The sequence below is a fragment of the Nostoc sp. genome, from assembly GCF_036917395.1.
Lineage (GTDB): Bacteria > Cyanobacteriota > Cyanobacteriia > Cyanobacteriales > Nostocaceae > Nostoc.
Genome location: NZ_JBALDI010000043.1, coordinates 19,245 through 36,151, shown reverse-complemented (window position 1 = coordinate 36,151; position 16,907 = coordinate 19,245). Strand labels below are relative to the sequence as shown.

The 16,907-nt window shown below is 43.7% G+C and carries 11 protein-coding genes and 1 pseudogene; 5 read left to right on the top strand and 7 right to left on the bottom strand.

Annotation, left to right across the window (positions count from 1 at the left end; genetic code table 11):
- The first annotated feature begins 57 nt into the window (after nt 1-57).
- Entirely contained in the window at nt 58-3,039 is a 2,982-nt protein-coding gene (locus V7K46_RS15540; RefSeq protein ID WP_335114564.1) for a valine--tRNA ligase, read from the top strand.
- 293 nt (nt 3,040-3,332) lie between these two features.
- The gene (locus V7K46_RS15535; RefSeq protein ID WP_335114562.1) at nt 3,333-3,767 is read left to right on the top strand and encodes a hypothetical protein; all 435 of its coding nucleotides are present in this window, start codon (nt 3,333-3,335) and stop codon (nt 3,765-3,767) included.
- 275 nt (nt 3,768-4,042) lie between these two features.
- Here V7K46_RS15535 and V7K46_RS15530 read toward each other — a convergent pair whose 3' ends face one another.
- On the bottom strand, nt 4,043-6,034 hold the full coding sequence (locus tag V7K46_RS15530; protein WP_335114560.1) for an ABC1 kinase family protein: 1,992 nt from the start codon (nt 6,032-6,034) through the stop codon (nt 4,043-4,045).
- Between the two features lie 248 nt (nt 6,035-6,282).
- Between V7K46_RS15530 and recN the strand changes: the two genes are divergently transcribed.
- The gene (recN, locus tag V7K46_RS15525) at nt 6,283-8,031 is read left to right on the top strand and encodes a DNA repair protein RecN (protein WP_335114752.1); all 1,749 of its coding nucleotides are present in this window, start codon (nt 6,283-6,285) and stop codon (nt 8,029-8,031) included.
- A gap of 938 nt (nt 8,032-8,969) precedes the next feature.
- Here recN and V7K46_RS15520 read toward each other — a convergent pair.
- The 4 genes from V7K46_RS15520 to efeU form a co-directional block, all read right to left on the bottom strand.
- Nucleotides 8,970-9,377: a hypothetical protein gene (locus V7K46_RS15520; protein ID WP_335114558.1), complete on the bottom strand. Its 408-nt coding sequence runs from the start codon at nt 9,375-9,377 to the stop codon at nt 8,970-8,972.
- A gap of 527 nt (nt 9,378-9,904) precedes the next feature.
- Entirely contained in the window at nt 9,905-11,173 is a 1,269-nt protein-coding gene (efeB, locus tag V7K46_RS15515; protein ID WP_335114556.1) for an iron uptake transporter deferrochelatase/peroxidase subunit, read from the bottom strand.
- Nucleotides 11,174-11,202: 29 nt separating this feature from the next.
- Entirely contained in the window at nt 11,203-12,390 is a 1,188-nt protein-coding gene (efeO, locus tag V7K46_RS15510) for an iron uptake system protein EfeO (RefSeq protein WP_335114554.1), read from the bottom strand.
- A 31-nt stretch (nt 12,391-12,421) separates the two neighbouring features.
- A complete protein-coding gene (gene efeU, locus V7K46_RS15505; protein WP_335114552.1) occupies nt 12,422-13,255 on the bottom strand; it encodes an iron uptake transporter permease EfeU in 834 nt (277 codons plus the stop codon).
- Nucleotides 13,256-13,795: 540 nt separating this feature from the next.
- On the opposite strand from efeU, the pseudogene V7K46_RS15500 reads away from it, so the two are divergent.
- Nucleotides 13,796-14,070, top strand: a pseudogene (locus tag V7K46_RS15500) (DNA repair protein RecN); the annotation flags it as partial.
- Between the two features lie 464 nt (nt 14,071-14,534).
- A complete protein-coding gene (locus tag V7K46_RS15495; protein ID WP_335114550.1) occupies nt 14,535-14,918 on the top strand; it encodes a hypothetical protein in 384 nt (127 codons plus the stop codon).
- 278 nt (nt 14,919-15,196) lie between these two features.
- Here the strand turns inward: V7K46_RS15495 and V7K46_RS15490 are convergent, their stop codons facing one another.
- Entirely contained in the window at nt 15,197-16,465 is a 1,269-nt protein-coding gene (locus V7K46_RS15490; protein WP_335114548.1) for an MFS transporter, read from the bottom strand.
- The gene (locus V7K46_RS15485; protein ID WP_335114546.1) at nt 16,431-16,904 is read right to left on the bottom strand and encodes a MarR family winged helix-turn-helix transcriptional regulator; all 474 of its coding nucleotides are present in this window, start codon (nt 16,902-16,904) and stop codon (nt 16,431-16,433) included. Before V7K46_RS15485 ends, V7K46_RS15490 begins: the two co-directional genes overlap by 35 nt.
- Nucleotides 16,905-16,907: the final 3 nt, after the last annotated feature.

The following is a 16,907-nucleotide window of genomic DNA, read 5'->3' as shown; positions in this document are numbered from 1 at the left end:
CCTCTCCAACCCTATGGCAAAATTTATTAAAGTCCTTCCATACCTAGTTTTCCCCGCATGACCGCAACCATCCCCAATCTCCCCAGTCTCTACGACCCCTTTTCCACTGAAGCCAAGTGGCAAAAATTCTGGGAAGACAACCAAGTTTACAAAGCTGACCCCAACAAAAGCGGCGAACCCTACTGCATCGTCATCCCCCCGCCTAACGTCACCGGCAGCTTACACATGGGTCACGCCTTTGAAAGTGCCTTAATTGATACCCTCGTGCGCTACCACCGGATGCAGGGACGCAATACCCTGTGGCTACCCGGAACTGACCACGCCAGCATTGCTGTGCATAGTATGCTGGAAAAGCAACTCAAGACAGAGGGTAAGACTCGCTACGAATTGGGGCGCGAGAAATTCTTAGAACGCGCTTGGGAATGGAAGGCGGAGTCAGAGGGAACGATTCTGAATCAGCTACGACGCTTGGGTGTCTCGGTGGACTGGTCACGGGAAAGGTTTACCCTGGATGAGGGTTTATCTAAAGCTGTTGTCGAGGCGTTTACTCGTCTTTACGAGGAAGGCTTAATTTATCGTGGTGAATATTTAGTTAACTGGTGTCCCGCTTCTGGGTCGGCTGTGTCTGACGTGGAAGTAGAAAATCAAGAGGTGAATGGAAATCTCTGGTACTTCCGCTATCCCCTCACCGATGGTTCCGGTTTTGTAGAGGTGGCGACAACTCGACCAGAAACGATGCTGGGTGATACAGCTGTAGCAGTTAATCCCAATGACGATCGCTACAAACATCTCATCGGCAAAACTTTAACTCTGCCAATTCTACACCGAGAAATTCCGATCATTGGCGATGAATATGTTGATCCCACTTTCGGCACAGGTTGCGTAAAGATAACTCCCGCCCATGACCCGAATGATTTTGACATGGGTAAGCGTCACAATCTGCCGTTAATCAACATTATGAATAAAGACGGCACTCTCAACGCCAATGCTGGGGAGTTTCAAGGACAAGACCGCTTTGTTGCTAGAAAAAATGTGGTTTCTCGCCTAGAAGCAGATGGCTTTTTGGTGAAGATAGAAGATTATAAACATACCGTTCCCTACAGCGATCGCGGTAAAGTACCTATTGAACCTCTCCTCTCGACTCAGTGGTTTGTCAAAATTCGCCCCCTAGCTGACAAAACCTTAGAATTCCTCGACCAGCAAACTTCTCCAGAGTTTGTCCCCCAACGCTGGACTAAGGTCTATCGTGATTGGCTAGTAAAACTCACTGATTGGTGTATCTCTCGCCAATTATGGTGGGGACACCAAATTCCTGCTTGGTACGCTGTTAGTGAAACGGATGGACAAATTACCGATAACACGCCGTTTGTGGTGGCGAAATCGGAAACCGAAGCTTGGGATAAAGCTAAATCACAATTTGGTGAAAATGTCAAGTTAGAACAAGACCCAGATGTGCTAGATACTTGGTTTTCTTCTGGACTCTGGCCGTTTTCGACTTTGGGCTGGCCGGAACAAACTCAGGATTTAGCAACTTACTACCCAACTACTACCTTGGTGACAGGCTTTGATATCATCTTTTTCTGGGTAGCCAGAATGACCATGATGGCTGGGCATTTTACTGGTCAAATGCCTTTCCAAACAGTTTATATCCACGGCTTGGTGCTGGATGAAAAAGGCCAGAAGATGTCAAAGACCAAAGGTAATGGTATTGACCCGTTGTTATTAATTGACAAATATGGTACTGATGCTTTGCGGTATACCCTAATTAGGGAAGTGGCTGGCGCTGGACAAGATATCAGATTGGAATACGATCGCAAAAAGGATGAATCAGCATCGGTAGAAACAGCCCGCAACTTTGCTAACAAGTTGTGGAATGCTGCCCGGTTTGTGATCATGAATTTGGATGGACAAACGCCGCAACAATTAGGGAATCCAGTCGCCACAGAACTGAGCGATCGCTGGATTATCTCGCGGTATCATCAAGTTATCAAACAAACCACTAATTACATCGATAATTACGGTTTAGGGGAAGCAGCAAAAGGACTCTACGAATTCATCTGGGGTGATTTCTGCGATCAGTATATTGAACTAGTGAAATCCAGATTGCAAGCAGACGCTGATCCAGTATCGCGGCGAGTAGCACAGCAAACCCTCGGCTACATATTGGAAGGGATTATGAAACTGCTTCATCCCTTCATGCCTCATATTACCGAAGAAATTTGGCAGACTCTCACGCAACAATCAGCAGATTCCCCGCAAACTTTACCGTTACAAATCTATCCCCAGGTAGATGCAAACTTGATTGGTATAGCTTTAGAAGAACAGTTTGAATTGCTGATTGGTACTATCCGCACAATTCGGAATTTGCGTGCTGAAGCGGATATTAAGCCAGGGGTAAAAGTGACAGCGAATTTGCAAACTGAAAGCGAGAAGGAGCGGGAAATTCTCACTGCTGGACAGTCTTACATTAAAGATTTGGCTAAGGTTGAGACTTTAAGCATAACTGACAAGCAAGAAAACCAAATTGCTGCTAAAAAACCTCAGAGTGGTTTGAAGACAATTGGCTTAGTTATTTTGGCGATTTTCTTAGGTAGATTGGGTTTAGCTGTAGGGAATGCCATTGATGATACTCCCATCGTCGGAACTTTCTTTGAAATAGTTGGTTTTAGTTACACAGCTTGGTTTGTTAGCCAAAATTTACTAACTGCTCAAGCGAGACTTAAGTTATGGAGACGCTTTTTCTTGCAGAGAGAATTAGAACAATCACAAGAACCAGAAAATGCAATCGCTGGTGTGATTGGTACAATACAAGTGCTAATTCCTCTTAGCGGTGTAGTAGATATTGAAGCTGTGCGTGCCAAACTAGAGAAAAGCCTGAGTAAAGCTGAAGCCGAAGTTCAATCCCTGAGTACAAGATTAAACAATCCTAGTTTTGTGGATAGAGCTAGAGCCGACGTAGTACAAGGAGCGCGGGATGCCTTAGCAGAAGCACAGAAGCAAGCTGAAATTTTGCGCGTACGCCTTAAGGCGTTGCCGTAGGCATCGTTTGAAGGGATTGCTGTAGGCGTCACCTACATGGCTTAGGATAACTGTAATGGGTAATGGGAAAGTTATTAATTCCCGATCACCCATTACCAATTAAATTTATTCCAAATATCACTTTTGTCCTTGTTTTTTATTAAAAATCATTTTTTGAATTTTGAGTGGAGCCGGGGACGTTTCCGTTACTCCAGAGAAGTCGAAGCTAAGGCTTCCTTAGATCAGAACTTCTCCGATCGCAAACGCTGCGCCAACGGTGATTTTGAATTTTGAATTGGAGCGAAGCGACTCTCATGCTATATCTAGCCCAGGTGCGTAAAAACGATTTTTTAGACCAGCACCAGTTACGCTTGTTGGCGCGTCAAGAAGCTGATAACTTGTGGGCGATAATTCCAGAAGAGGCTTTTATTCTGCTGGGAAAGGGAAAGCTAATGAGTGAGAACTTGCTTGTTTTAGTAGAACTTTCCTCTACAGGCGACATTCAAAAACTAGAAGATGCTACCAACTGGGTACTCCATCTCGTACAAAACTACCTCACCAGCGGCATTACCCCAGAATTTTTGCAGCAGGAAGCTGAACGAGCAGAACATTGGCGACAATCCCTGACGTTGCAAAACCAAGACTTAGCGCGGCGTTCCTTGGAATTGGAAGCTCGTCGTGAACAAATTCAAGCCTTAGAAGAAAGCCTCAAACGCGATAAAAATGGCTATCTCCAAGAGGAAAGTTAAAAGTTTGCAATTATAGCAGTCGCCAAAGCCGTTAGGACAAGTTGGCGATAGACACCTTCAACAGGATACATTGTGAATTTATCGTCGTCCTAAGCTTCCTGTCCGTTGCTATATATAGCGGTTCTCGTTTTCATGAGGTATACCCGTAGAGGCACGGCACTGCCGTGCCCTTACACTTGGCGATATAATTTTGTACCGCATCTGAATGGGAACCGCTATAGTTGCTAGAGTGAATGATTTATGAGTTAAAAAAAGTTTTTAACTCATAATTTTTACTAAGATGCCAATAATTGCCGAATTAACCTGGCTACAGCCTTTTGCGTGAAGCGGCTGGCAATTTGTTGACCCAAACGTTGGACATCAGAATTTACCAATAACTGGGCAATTTGGGGCGCAAGTTGCACTGGATCAAAGCCTCGTGTTTCTCGAAGAATACCCAATATACGTTTAATATGCTCTAAGGTTTGTTGTTGCTCAACTGTCGCCGCCGGAGTTTTATTAACTGCTGTTAACCCAACGCGTTCTCGCAGCAGATAGGTGAAGTTATGCAAAACATTTTTACCTAAAGCATCAAGTCCGTTAACAGATTCATCTACCAGCTTGTCACGAATGAAAGCACCGCGTTCAGATGACAGAAATTCTATCCCCTGATTCAGCACTAAGTCAAAGTCGTAGTCTTGACTCTTACGCGCATTAAGTAACAAGTTTTCTAAGCGATTCCAGCGAAATCTGCCATCTTTAAATAGCAAATCTTGCAATGATGTTCTTAATTGCGGTGCTGGGTCTGTTAACAGGCGTTTAGAAACGTAGGGATAAGCTTCGCTGAGGACTTTAAAGTTGGGATCTATAAATATTGCAATCCCTTCAAGCGTCACCAGAGAGCGAATAATTAAAGCGTAGTAGGGCGGTACGCGGAAAGGATACTCATACATCAAAGCCGATAGTTCATCGGTAATGCTTTTAATGTTAAGTTCGGCTACGCTGGCTCCTTGGGCATCAGCAAAGACTCTGGCAAAAGCTGGGATAATTGGTGTTAAATCAGTTTCTGGTGATAAGAAATCTAACTTAACGTAGTCTTTTGCTAATCCTTCAAAGTCGCGGTTGACGACGTGGACGATCGCTTCAATTAAACCATAACGCTGTGGTGGCTTAATCTCGCTCATCATCCCAAAGTCGAGATAAGCCAATTTGCCATCGGTTGTTGCTAACAAATTACCAGGGTGGGGATCGGCGTGGAAAAATCCATGTTCTAGCAGTTGGCGTAGGGAACACTGGACACCCACTTCAATTAGATAACGAGCATCTATCCCTTGGGCGCTAATTTCTTCTGTCTGGGTTAATTTCGTGCCGTTAATCCATTCCATCGTCAACACACGACGATTGGTGTATTCCCAGTAAATTTGCGGTACGTATACGTCTTTTATATGACCGTATAACTCGAAAAATCTTTCGGCATTTTCACCCTCATGGATGTAGTCCATCTCTTCAAAAATGCGATCACCTAATTCATCGAGAATACCAACTAAGTCACTTCTTACCCGCTTGATCTTTTTCTGCGCCCAGGCGGCGAGGTTACGCAAAATATACAAGTCAATTGTGATCCCCTCTCTTAAATCGGGGCGTTGGACTTTAACAGCTACTTCTTCACCAGTTTTTAGCTTACCTTTATAAACTTGTCCCAATGAAGCCGCAGCAATTGGCTGGGGCGAGAGTTCGGCGTAAACCTCTTCTGGAGGGGCACCAAGTTCTTCTTTGATAAACTGGTAAGCAATTTCGTTGGCAAAAGGCGGTAATTGGTCTTGTAGCTTAGTTAATTCTTCTAAGTATACGGGAGGAACCAGATCCGGTCTGGTGGACAAAGCTTGTCCAATTTTGATGTAAGCAGGCCCCAGTTGGGTCAGCAAGACTCGTAGCTGAGTGGCTCGGCGGCGGTTATTTTTGACGACAATTCCCCGTTTGCTATCCGACCACAACCCAAAAGCAAAGGATAGAGTCGGCCCCAACACGGCGAAAATCCGTCGGATAACTTGCACTTTTCTGTTTTGATAATGCGCCGCTATGCCCAGAGGATCGTAAAGCGTCTGAGGTTGGGCTATTATCCTTAACTGTTGGGCAACTGAAAGTTCTGGCGATTGCACAACCAAGCCTTGTGTACCATTTTCTTCTGGCACTACATCAATAACGTCCAGTTCGCCTCGGCCATTTGTGCCGTTGCGACTGTCCTCCTGAATCGGTCGGGAACTAGGGGGAAGTGTCTTAACAATCATGAAGAAGGCCACCAGTCAGAACGATCACATTAAGTATTGTAACAATATGTTCAGAGATTGAGCATTAGGTATAAGTCAAACAGGGCATTGGAATTAAAATAATTTTTTTCCAGTTCCCAGTCGTTTGCTACACTTAAATGGGCATACTAGTTCAATAGTAGTAGGTATTGCTAGTTGCTGAAATATCATACTTATTGTCCTGTAAGTTAGAAGTATCCGGCATCTGTCCTAACGGAGAATTTGGTTTGATGTTGCTTTGCCTGCGAATTGAAAACTTTGCCCTAATTGACCAACTGGAATTGGAATTTGACGCGGGACTAAATGTGTTGACAGGTGAAACCGGCGCTGGAAAATCGATTATTTTGGATGCCATTGATGCCGCTTTGGGTGGCAAAGTCTCTAGTCGAGTGATTCGCACGGGGACAAGTCGGGCAATGGTAGAAGCTACTTTCACCTCAAACGCCCCCCTAGCAGCTTGGTTGAGTGAACAGGAAATAGATTTGCTTGATGAAAATTCCGTAGTCATTAGCCGAGAAATCACAGCCACTGCTAGTAATGTCCGCAGTCGATCGCGGGTGAATGGCGTGTTGGTAAATCGGCAGATCATGGGAGGAATGCGCGATCGCTTGGTGGAAATCACAGCCCAAGGTCAAACGGTACAAGTGGGACAATCTGCCCAAGTCCGCGACTGGCTAGATTTATATGGCGGCGACTCCTTGATGCAGCAACGTCATAAAGTTGCCACCAGCTTCAGTACTTACCAACAGGCGCATTTAGCACTAGAAAAACGCCGGACATCAGAACGGGAACGGTTGCAACAATTCGACTTGCTCACCTATCAAGTGCAGGAATTGGGAGCAGCCAATCTCACTGAACCTGATGAATTGGAACAGTTAGGACAAGAACGGGAACGCCTAAATCACGTCGTCGATTTGCAACAGATGAGTTACAAAGTTTATCAGGCTTTGTATCAAAATGATAATGAAACCCCAGCCGCCGCCGATTTATTGGGAGACAGTGAGGCGACATTAAATCATATGGTAGAATATGATACCCAACTGCAACCCCTATTGGAATTGGTGAGAGACGCGCAAGCTGCGGTAATGGAAGTGGGAAGGCAGATTAATGCCTATGGGGATGGTTTGGAAGCCGATCCCCACAGGTTGGAAGAGGTGGAAGAACGCGTTCGGGAATTAAAGCAAATTTGCCGCAAGTATGGGCCGACACTAAAAGAAGCGATCGCCTATTACCAACGTATTCAAGGGGAATTAGCGGTACTTAACGACAGCGAACAATCTATTGAAAACCTAGAACAGCAAGAAAAGGCGTGTTTTGAGAAACTCACCCAAGCAAGTAATCAGTTAACTCAACTGCGGAGTAAGGCGGCTGCTAATTTAGAATCACGTTTGATAGCTGAACTCAAGCCCCTAGCGATGGAAAAGGTAAAGTTTCAGGTTGAGATAGTGCCTGCTTCTCCAACTGCCACCGGAGCAGATAAAATTACCTTTATGTTTAGTCCCAACCCTGGAGAACCACTACAACCTTTAACAGAAATTGCCTCTGGTGGGGAAATGAGCCGCTTTTTACTGGCGCTGAAAGCTTGTTTTTCTCAGGTTGATGTGGCTGGGACAATGGTATTTGATGAAATTGATGTCGGGGTTTCGGGAAGGGTAGCCCAAGCGATCGCGGAAAAATTACACCAGCTAAGTCAACGTAATCAAGTATTATGTGTTACCCACCAGCCTTTAGTTGCAGCAATGGCCGATCGCCATTTCCGCGTAGATAAGTTAACTATCAATCAAGGCAAAGGTAAAAAAACTAACAATGATAACGCCGAACAGCGTACCGTTGTGCGAGTTACTACCTTAGATAATTTAACTACTCGCCGGGAAGAACTAGCACAGTTAGCTGGTGGTAAATCTGCAAGTGATGCGATCGCTTTTGCCGAATCTCTGTTATCACAAGCTGCTAACCACCGCCGTGGGAACCAAAGTTAGATCGGTAGCATTATTAAACTACATCCACCTTGAAAACTGTAGTTCTTTCCGTATGAAAAGAAAAAACCCTCATCCCCCAGCCCCTTCTCCCAATATTGCCAGAAGCGGAGCCGGAAAGAAGTCCCTCTTCCCCTACTTGGGCTACGGTGTACACACAAGTTGGAAAAACTTCATCTACCAAAGATTTGCAGTGAAGCTAGCGCTGAAGGAGGGTTTCCCTCCGTAAGCGACTGCTGAACCCGTTCGCGTAGCGTCGACCATAGGAGAAGGGTGCGTTACGCTGGCGTGACAAAGCTAAATTGTTGCAATCATGGCGATGCCTGCGGTTCTTGCTAGCCAACGCATTCGTTATTTCGGCGTTCGCATTTGTTGATTTGGCGTTCGCATTTGTTGATTCGGCGTTCGCATTTGTTGATTTGGCGTACGCATTTGTTATTTCGGCGTTCGCATTTGTTGATTCGGCGTTCGCATTTGTTGATTCGGCATACGCATTTGTTGATTTGGCGTACGCATTTGTTGATTTGGCGTTCGCATTTGTTGATTTGGCGTACGCATTTGTTGATTTGGCGTTCGCATTTGTTATTTCGGCGTGTCCATAACGCACCCTACGAAACTACTAGAATTGAAACCTATGCTGGTCATACTTGTGTGTACACCCTAGCCTACTTGGGAGAGGGATTTAGGGTGAGGGCATAAAACTACGGTTCTCAACATAGATGAGGTTTAAATACTTAACCACAGATTTTCCGAAAACTATTTTTTCAAGTAATACCAATTTTATGTGAAGTTGCATAGAATAGAAGGACACTCGGGTGGTGGATATTATGGCGCGTAGTTTGAAGATCGTGATTGAAGAGAGTGTAGAATTTTTAGACAAACAATTAAAACAGACTCGCACTGCCATAGATCTCTCGTCGTAGTCCCAATATTCAGACAGATCATTGCTGTAGCTTGTCTACTGGTGTTGGTCCACTAATGATGTAGGCACGCCTGCCTTTAATAGAATAGCGAATCATTACACCGACATGTCTATCAACTCGATAAGTAATGGAGACTTGACTAGAGTCGGCTGACCATTTTGCATAATAGGCGTTGGCACCTGTATCAAGTATTTCGTTGACTTCTTCGAGAGGACCAATTTTTTTCCCTGTTTGAGCATCCATCAAATAAAGGTGAAAATTGTCTACGCCAAGATCGCCCTCACCATGCGAGGCGATTGAGTAACGTCCATTTGGAGAGCGACCGTGAACAATAACGACGTATTCACCTGGTTTGTAGTTGTAGACCGAGGTCGCGTAAGCTGTTGGTGAAAAAAATACACTGCACAAAGAAACGACTGTAATCATTGAAATTAGAATTCGTGGTTTCATATGTAGTATGTTGTTGAAAATTTCATAAATATTATCTCATCTCTTATACCTACGGGATAAACCAGGAGTACGCGAATAAAGTCAACTTCACATAAAATTGGTATAAGTAGTTACCTAAATAATTTTACGAATAATTAAAGGTTTGTAGTAAGCGGCTCTAGCCTTGAAAATAGGGATAGAGCCGCTTAATACGAGCCAATTCAATTAATTTTACATTGCGTAACTTAGTTTGATTTATTCTTGCCTACTTACTTATTTGATTCCAAGTTACTAAACCATGTTTTTTTCCAAAACCTTTTCAGTGATAGAAGACACGATTAATTCTTCCTACTAAACTCGTTCTAGCTACAAAGGGTGAAAGCAGATATCTGTGGTAGAGGCAATTCATGGATTGCCCCTACAATGTCGTGGACTTCACTAATTGAAAACTCTTATTAAGCTACAACAAAGGCGATCGCTACTATTTACAGTGACTAATCATCGGCAAAAAATTAAAGATAAATCTACACCGCTGATGTTTCTAGTAATGACTGACCGAGATAACCTCCTTCAGCTTTGACACCAGGTAAAGCGAAGAAATATCCACCACCAATAGGGCGAATGTACTCCTCCAAAGGTTCCCCAATCAGGCGATTTTGCACTGTCACAAACCCCTTCTCTAAATCAGCTTGAAAACAAACAAACAACAAACCCATATCTAAATGTCCAGATTTGTCAAACCCGCGTGAATAATTGAAACCACGCCGCAGAATCAAACTCGACTCTGATTTGCGAGGATTAGCAAGGCGGATATGAGCATTGAGAGGAATTTGTTTACCTTTAGGGTCTTGATCATAATTGGGAGTATCTTTCTCGTGCTTCATCCCCAAGGGTGCGCCAATTTCCTTGTTTCGCCCAATAATTGTCTCTTGCTCCTGTAGTGGTGTACGATCCCAGCGTTCGACTAAGTTGCGGATCACCCGCACCACTTGATAACTTCCCCCTACTGTCCAAGCTGGTTCACCACTGTTTGGCTGTACCCAGACAATCCGGTTCATCAATTTGTCGTCACTAGCATTTAGATTTGCCGTCCCATCTTTAAAACCAAGCAGGTTACGCACCGTAGATTTGCCTTGTTTTTTGTGGGTATTCGGCGGCAGAAACCCCGCTATTTGCCAACGTAAAGTGAGCAAGTCAGGTAAGTTCTTAACGATGTCACGTAAAGCGTGGAGATTCGATTCCTCAGTATTGGCACAGAATTGTAACAGTATATCCCCATGACATAAATCTGGGTCAAGCTGGTCATTATGAAAATTGGCCATAGTATCTAACCGCTTGGGTTTAAAGTTGCCGAGTCCAAAGCGGTTATCGAACAGTGAGTTACCCACAGCTAGGGTGATTGTCAGGTTATTAGGAGCAATCTCCGGGCCCATAATCCCGGAATCACTGGGTGGAAATTTGGGGTCGCGCGGCTTGGGTGTTCCCCCTGCCATGAGAAACTGGATGCGCTCAGTTAAAGTTTTGAACAACCGCACTAAATCAGCTTTATTTGTAGCGGTTGTATCAAATGATACAAATAATCCGGAAGCAGGAGTAGGAGTAAGAATACCTGCTTGGTGAAACCCAAAGAAGGGCACGACCTCTTCAGATGGGTCAAGAGGTGTTCCCAGAAGAGTCCGATAACCCAAAGTCGTCAAAGCTGCTATTCCACCTGCTGCTGCCATGCCAATTAACAAGTCACGACGGCCTAACTTAGGAGTAATGCGTAAACTTGGTTGCTTTGTAATAGACATAATTTACTCTTCTAGGAATTCTTAATCAATTAGTTAACGCCCAGAGTGCCGCGCAACTGAGACAAATCTTCAGAAAGAGCAGCGATCGCTGTTTTCATGTCTTTCTTGTCTGCTTCACTCACCTTATCGTAGGTAGCAAAACCACCATCAGGGGTTTTGTATTTAGCAAGTTTTTGGTTAACTTTGGTGAAATTGCTATCCACACGCGTCAGCAAATCTGGGTTGGCTTTTTGGATGACGGGGTGCAATAACTCCACAATCTTTTGGGAACCCTCTACATTAGCGCTGAAGTCCCAGAGGTCAGTATGGCTGTAACGGTCTTCTTCCCCAGAAATTTTGGTAGCAGCCACTTCTTCAATCAAGTCAGCAGCACCACCAACCATATTTTTTGGTTCAATGGTCAAGGTGGCAATGCGCTTTTGTAAGTCTAGTCCATCTTTCTGTAGCTTTTCGGCAAAAGGTTTCATGCCTTTTGTAGTTTTGTCCTGAAATAAAGCTTTCTCTATACGATGGTATCCAGTGAATGCTGGGTCAGCCTCTTTTTTAGCAAAGTCATCAGCACGGGAATCCATAGTTTTATCGAGATCGGAGAAAAGTTCCGCTATCGGTTCTGCACGTTCCCAGTGGACATGGGTAGAGGGATAAAGTTTCTGAGCTTTAGCAACGTCTCCAGCAATCACGGCATCTGTGAAAGTCTTGGTGTCTGCCACTAGTTGGTCAGTTTCTTTAGTGACGTAGACTTTGTATTCCGCGATCGCACCGACTAATTGACCTTGATCTACAGTCCCTTTGGCTTGAGAATTTCCACCTCCTGCTTTGACAGTGATTTTCCCTTTGGGATTGCTGCGTAAACCGCAAGCCATGTCATATTCACCCGGTTGTAGATTGGTTTTGAGTTTTTGAACAAAGCCAGGAGCAATATTTTCCTTTTCCTCAACGACTTTCACTCCAGACAAAATCTCCCACTCCAAAGGTTGGCTGCTTTTGTTTGTAAGCACAAAGTTGTTTTCCCCAGATGCTAGTGTCAGCTGATTTGGTTCGCAACCTTTATCTGTCACAGTCAAAGCAGTTTCTGGAGAATTTTTAGTAGAGGTATCGCTGGCTACCTTAGCTTCTGGAGAATTATTCGTGGAAGTATCGCCTGATTTGTTGGAATCACAGGCAGCTATCAAGGCAATTAGACAGATAATTGTTGAGTACTTTAAAACATTTTTCATTCTTGTATTTTCCTAAAAATTATTTAAGTAGCTAAGAATGCCTTGCTGTAGTCTTCTGTCCAGCGTTATCCCCTAAGAAGAACAGCGACATAGTAGGAATTAGATAGCCAAAATAGGCGATCGCCTCGCTGACAGTCGGGGTATCGTTATATCCAAAAAATCCTGTCAAAAGTGAACCGAGAAATCCGTTCTTGGGAAGTACCCCGCTAGCATCAAATATTACTGATTGTAGTGAATTCCAGACTCCGGCTTCATGGAAAGCTCTCACCCCACTTGCTAAGAGTCCAGCAGCAACCACAATAATGAAGACTCCTGTCCATTTAAAAAATCGCTTCAAGTTGATGCGGATACCACCTTGATAGATGCCTACACCGACGGCTAGGGCGGCTGCATATCCAAACAATGCCCCCACGGGAGCTTGAATTCCCAAATTTTGCTGAAACGTGGCCAGCAAAAACACTACTGTTTCCAGACCTTCCCGTAGTACTGCAAAGAATGCCATCCACACTAGTGCAGTACCCCATTTATCCCCCGACTGAATGGCAGTTTCAATTTGAGACTGTAACTCGCCTTTAATCGAACGAGCAGCACGGCGCATCCAGAAAACCATCCAGGTGAGAACCCCAACTGCGACGATGGAAATTACCGCTTCAAATAGTTCCTGTTCTTTTTGCGGAAACTCCTGACTGGTTATTTGCAAAATAATTCCAGCACCTAGACAAAGAAAAGTTGCTAGTGCGATGCCAATCCAGACTGACTTCATCAGATGGGTACGTCCAGTTTGCTTGAGATAACTGGCAATGATCCCTACGACAAGTGCAGCTTCAACGCCCTCTCGGAACATGATCAAGAAGGGAAAAAGCATGGATAACCTTATTAGTTATAATTACTATCAAATCATCATGAGAATAATAACTTACTTGAGAACATTTGTATATAAGTGTGAGTTAAAAATCTCTAAAATTCTGGAAGGAAAAATTTTCATTTAAATGACAGTCTGTCAAAAAAATATTGCTGACTATAAATTATTACTCAATTGAACTACGTAAATTAATTAAACAACTCATGCAACGCATTGCAAGAGCGCCAGTCCAGTAGAAGGAGTTGATGTAAAATATAGAATATGGGTGTTGTTTAAATTAAACATTTAGGCTCTCCGTTTTGATGCGACGCCGAATAGCCCGTCGTAGACATCGCTAAAAATAAGGCTTAAATATTTAGCCCAGAATAGGCGTTTCTTTATACACATACTTTTATTTTGTCAATACGTATTAGTGGACTGGCTCTCTAAGAGTCGTTTCCAGTGCTTTCACTTTTGGGAGTTGGATAGTAAAGGGTTAGTTGAACACCTGTGTTTCTTGCATTAGCTAACCTATATCAGCTAGCAATTGGGATTGTGTCATACATCTTGTGTACCCACCAGCTTTTAGTTGCTGCAATGGCTGACCGTCATTTCCGTGTGGATAAGCAAACTGTATAATCAAGGCAAAGGTAAAAAAGCCAACAATGGCAACGCCGGGTGAGCAGCGTATCGTTGTAAGAGTTACTACCTTGGATAATTTAACCACTCGCTGGGAAGAACTAGCGCAGTTAGCTGGTGAGAAATCTGCAAATGCGATCGCATTTGCAAAATCTCTGTTATTACAAGCTGCTAACCACCGTCGTGGAAAGCAAACTTAACAAGTTTAAGTTGCCAATTCTGAAAGAGGTAAGGAATAGGTTTATCACTCCCCTTCTCCAGACACTGTTTGAGGTATGCAAGCAATCTGCTTCTTGAAGTTTTAAAAGTAGCATGATTGTATTATTATTTGTTATGTCCATTTGTCAAGCCCGATTTATACAAATTTAAATGATTTTTTTCGGCAAATTTCAGTAGTAAAAGTATCTAAAGATTTGACACCAGCATCTAAAGATTTTTCATTGTAAAAATAAGTTAACTTTTATATATTTATTGACATGACGACTATTAATTACAGGTTTGTTTTAGTCAGTAAATTTCATCAAAACACTCTGTGATTAAGTCTAAAAAGCTCAAGATTAGCAATTAAAAAAGCAAGGAAAAAGCTACTAAGGAAGCTAAATTGTGCTTTCTGGAAATTTATTAATGAAGCAAAATTTATATCCTAATAGGAGGATTAAATCTAATGGCATCTGATGCAAATTCTGTTTTTGGTAACTCCCTTGGTGGTAGTCAGCCTAGCAATCTCAGCGATCCGTTTGCACCTGGAGGTGCTTTTGGCATCCCAACGGCTGACAGCTTCGACTTTGATAAGTATGGTATTCCAAAAGAAGGCAGCTTTGACCCTTCTAAGTATGGTATTCCAAAAGAAGGCAGCTTTGACCCTTCTAAGTATGGTATTCCAAAAGAAGGCAGCTTTAATTTGGGTAGCTCTGTGATCCCAACGTCTAACACTTTCGACTTTGCTAAGTACGGAATTCCAAATGAAGGCAGCTTAAATTTGGGTAGTTCAGCTAATAGCAGTATGCCAAATTTTGATGCTAGTAACGGTGGTTTGCCGATTGCTTAGTACCAATTGCATAACTTTCAAGGCAATTGAAGTTAGATATTATCCCAAAACTCTGGGTTTTTCTACCTTTTAATTACGCGATGTGCTACTTTCGCTAAACAAAAATTCCACTCAATGCAAAAGCTACGATATTCTGATTGTTATCTCTTGCTGGGGTGGAATTTTTGTTATTTATGTAAGATTTGATAATGGCTATAACTTGATCAATATACTTAGATTTTTTCAAAAATTAAATCGGATTGCTATAGAATGCAATTTATATAAATAGATAAGTACTTCTATTTATACTCCTGCAAAGCCCCTAATTTCCGAATTCCCGGCCAAATCATAGCTATAGCAATCACTACTACAATTGTGCCAATTCCACCACCCACAACCGAAATCACCGGGCCAAATAAAGCCGCAGTCAAGCCTGATTCAAAGCCCCCCAACTCATTCGAGGCACTAATAAACACACTATTAATAGCAGCAACCCGACCACGCAAATGATCTGGAGTTCTGATTTGAACTAATGTATGGCGAATCACAACGCTAATACTATCCAGTGCGCCACCAAGGGTCAGCATCAACATGGACAGCCAAAAGGAACGAGAAAGCCCAAAGATAATTGTTACAACGCCAAAACCAACCACTGACCATAATAAGGCTGGGCCTGCTTTGCGTAATGGTGGTAAATACGCTAGGGTAATCGCCATAGTCAAAGCACCGATGGAGTTAGCTGCCTGTAAATATCCCAATTCCACTGGCCCCACATGTAAGATATCTTTGGCAAAGATGGGTAGCAAAGCGATCGCACCACCCAACAATACAGCAAACATATCCAATGTGATCGCTGCTAAAATCAACTGATTCTGCCAAACAAATTTAGCACCAGCTGACAACGCTTTGAATGAGATTGGCTCAGTTGTGCGGATGCCTTTTTGCTCTTTAATCGGTACTGTTAAAATAAAACACAGCAACGCGGCGATCGCTGCTACTGCATATACTCCTGTAGCACTTCCTAGCAAAGCAATGCCGAATCCCCCCAAAGCAGGGCCAATTACAGCGGCTAACTGAAAGCTACTACTATTCCAAGTAGCTGCATTCGTAAACGCACTCACAGGTATCAACTGCCACATCAGAGCATCACTGGCAGGTCTAGAGAACGCCCTAGCGACACCTGTTAATACCAAGCAGGCGTAAATTATAAAAATTGCACCTTGAGTATAGGAAAGCACTGCCAAAGCCAGGGAGCAGAGAGCTAGCAACATCACTGACAGTAACATGATGAGTTTGCGATCGCGGCGATCGGCCACATGTCCAGTAATCAAGGTGAGAGCAATCATCGGCAAGACTTGCGCTAATCCCACACCACCTAGAATGATAGGTGAGTTAGTCCGCTCATAGAGTTCCCAGCCGATAGCTACAGTTTGCATTTGCGACCCTACGGACAGCACCAGCCGTCCAATGGTAAATAGCCGATAGTCTCGAAACTTCAGGGCTGCAAAGGGATCGTGCTGTCCAAGCTCAGAGTTATGGGGATTTGAGTTCTGTTTTCTCGAAGACATTTTTTAGTAGAGTTAAGCCTTCTTCAATGTTGGAAATTTGCTCTTGTGTAAGACCTTTCAGCAGGTCGCTAATATGAGCACGAGTTTGATCTTGGGATTGCTTCAGATGGTGTTTTCCATCTTCAGTCAAATTGAGCAGCACCCGCCGCCGCTCTTGAGGATGAGCGATGCGTTGCACAAAGTCGCGTTGTACCAAGCGTTCTATGGTTGCTGATGCGGTGGCAGAGGTGACACCTAAATGCTCTGCAAGGTCAGATAATGAAGCACCAGGATTGCGGTTGATAAATGCCAGCGATCGCAACTGAGGTATAGATAAAAAAGCGGCACTATGGGCACGCATATCCGCTCGGATAAACCGCATCATTAATGGAACTGTGTCCATTACCCTAGCGGCACATTCTTCGGAAGTTGCACCTTGAGTAGGTTTATCCAAGGTCATGGG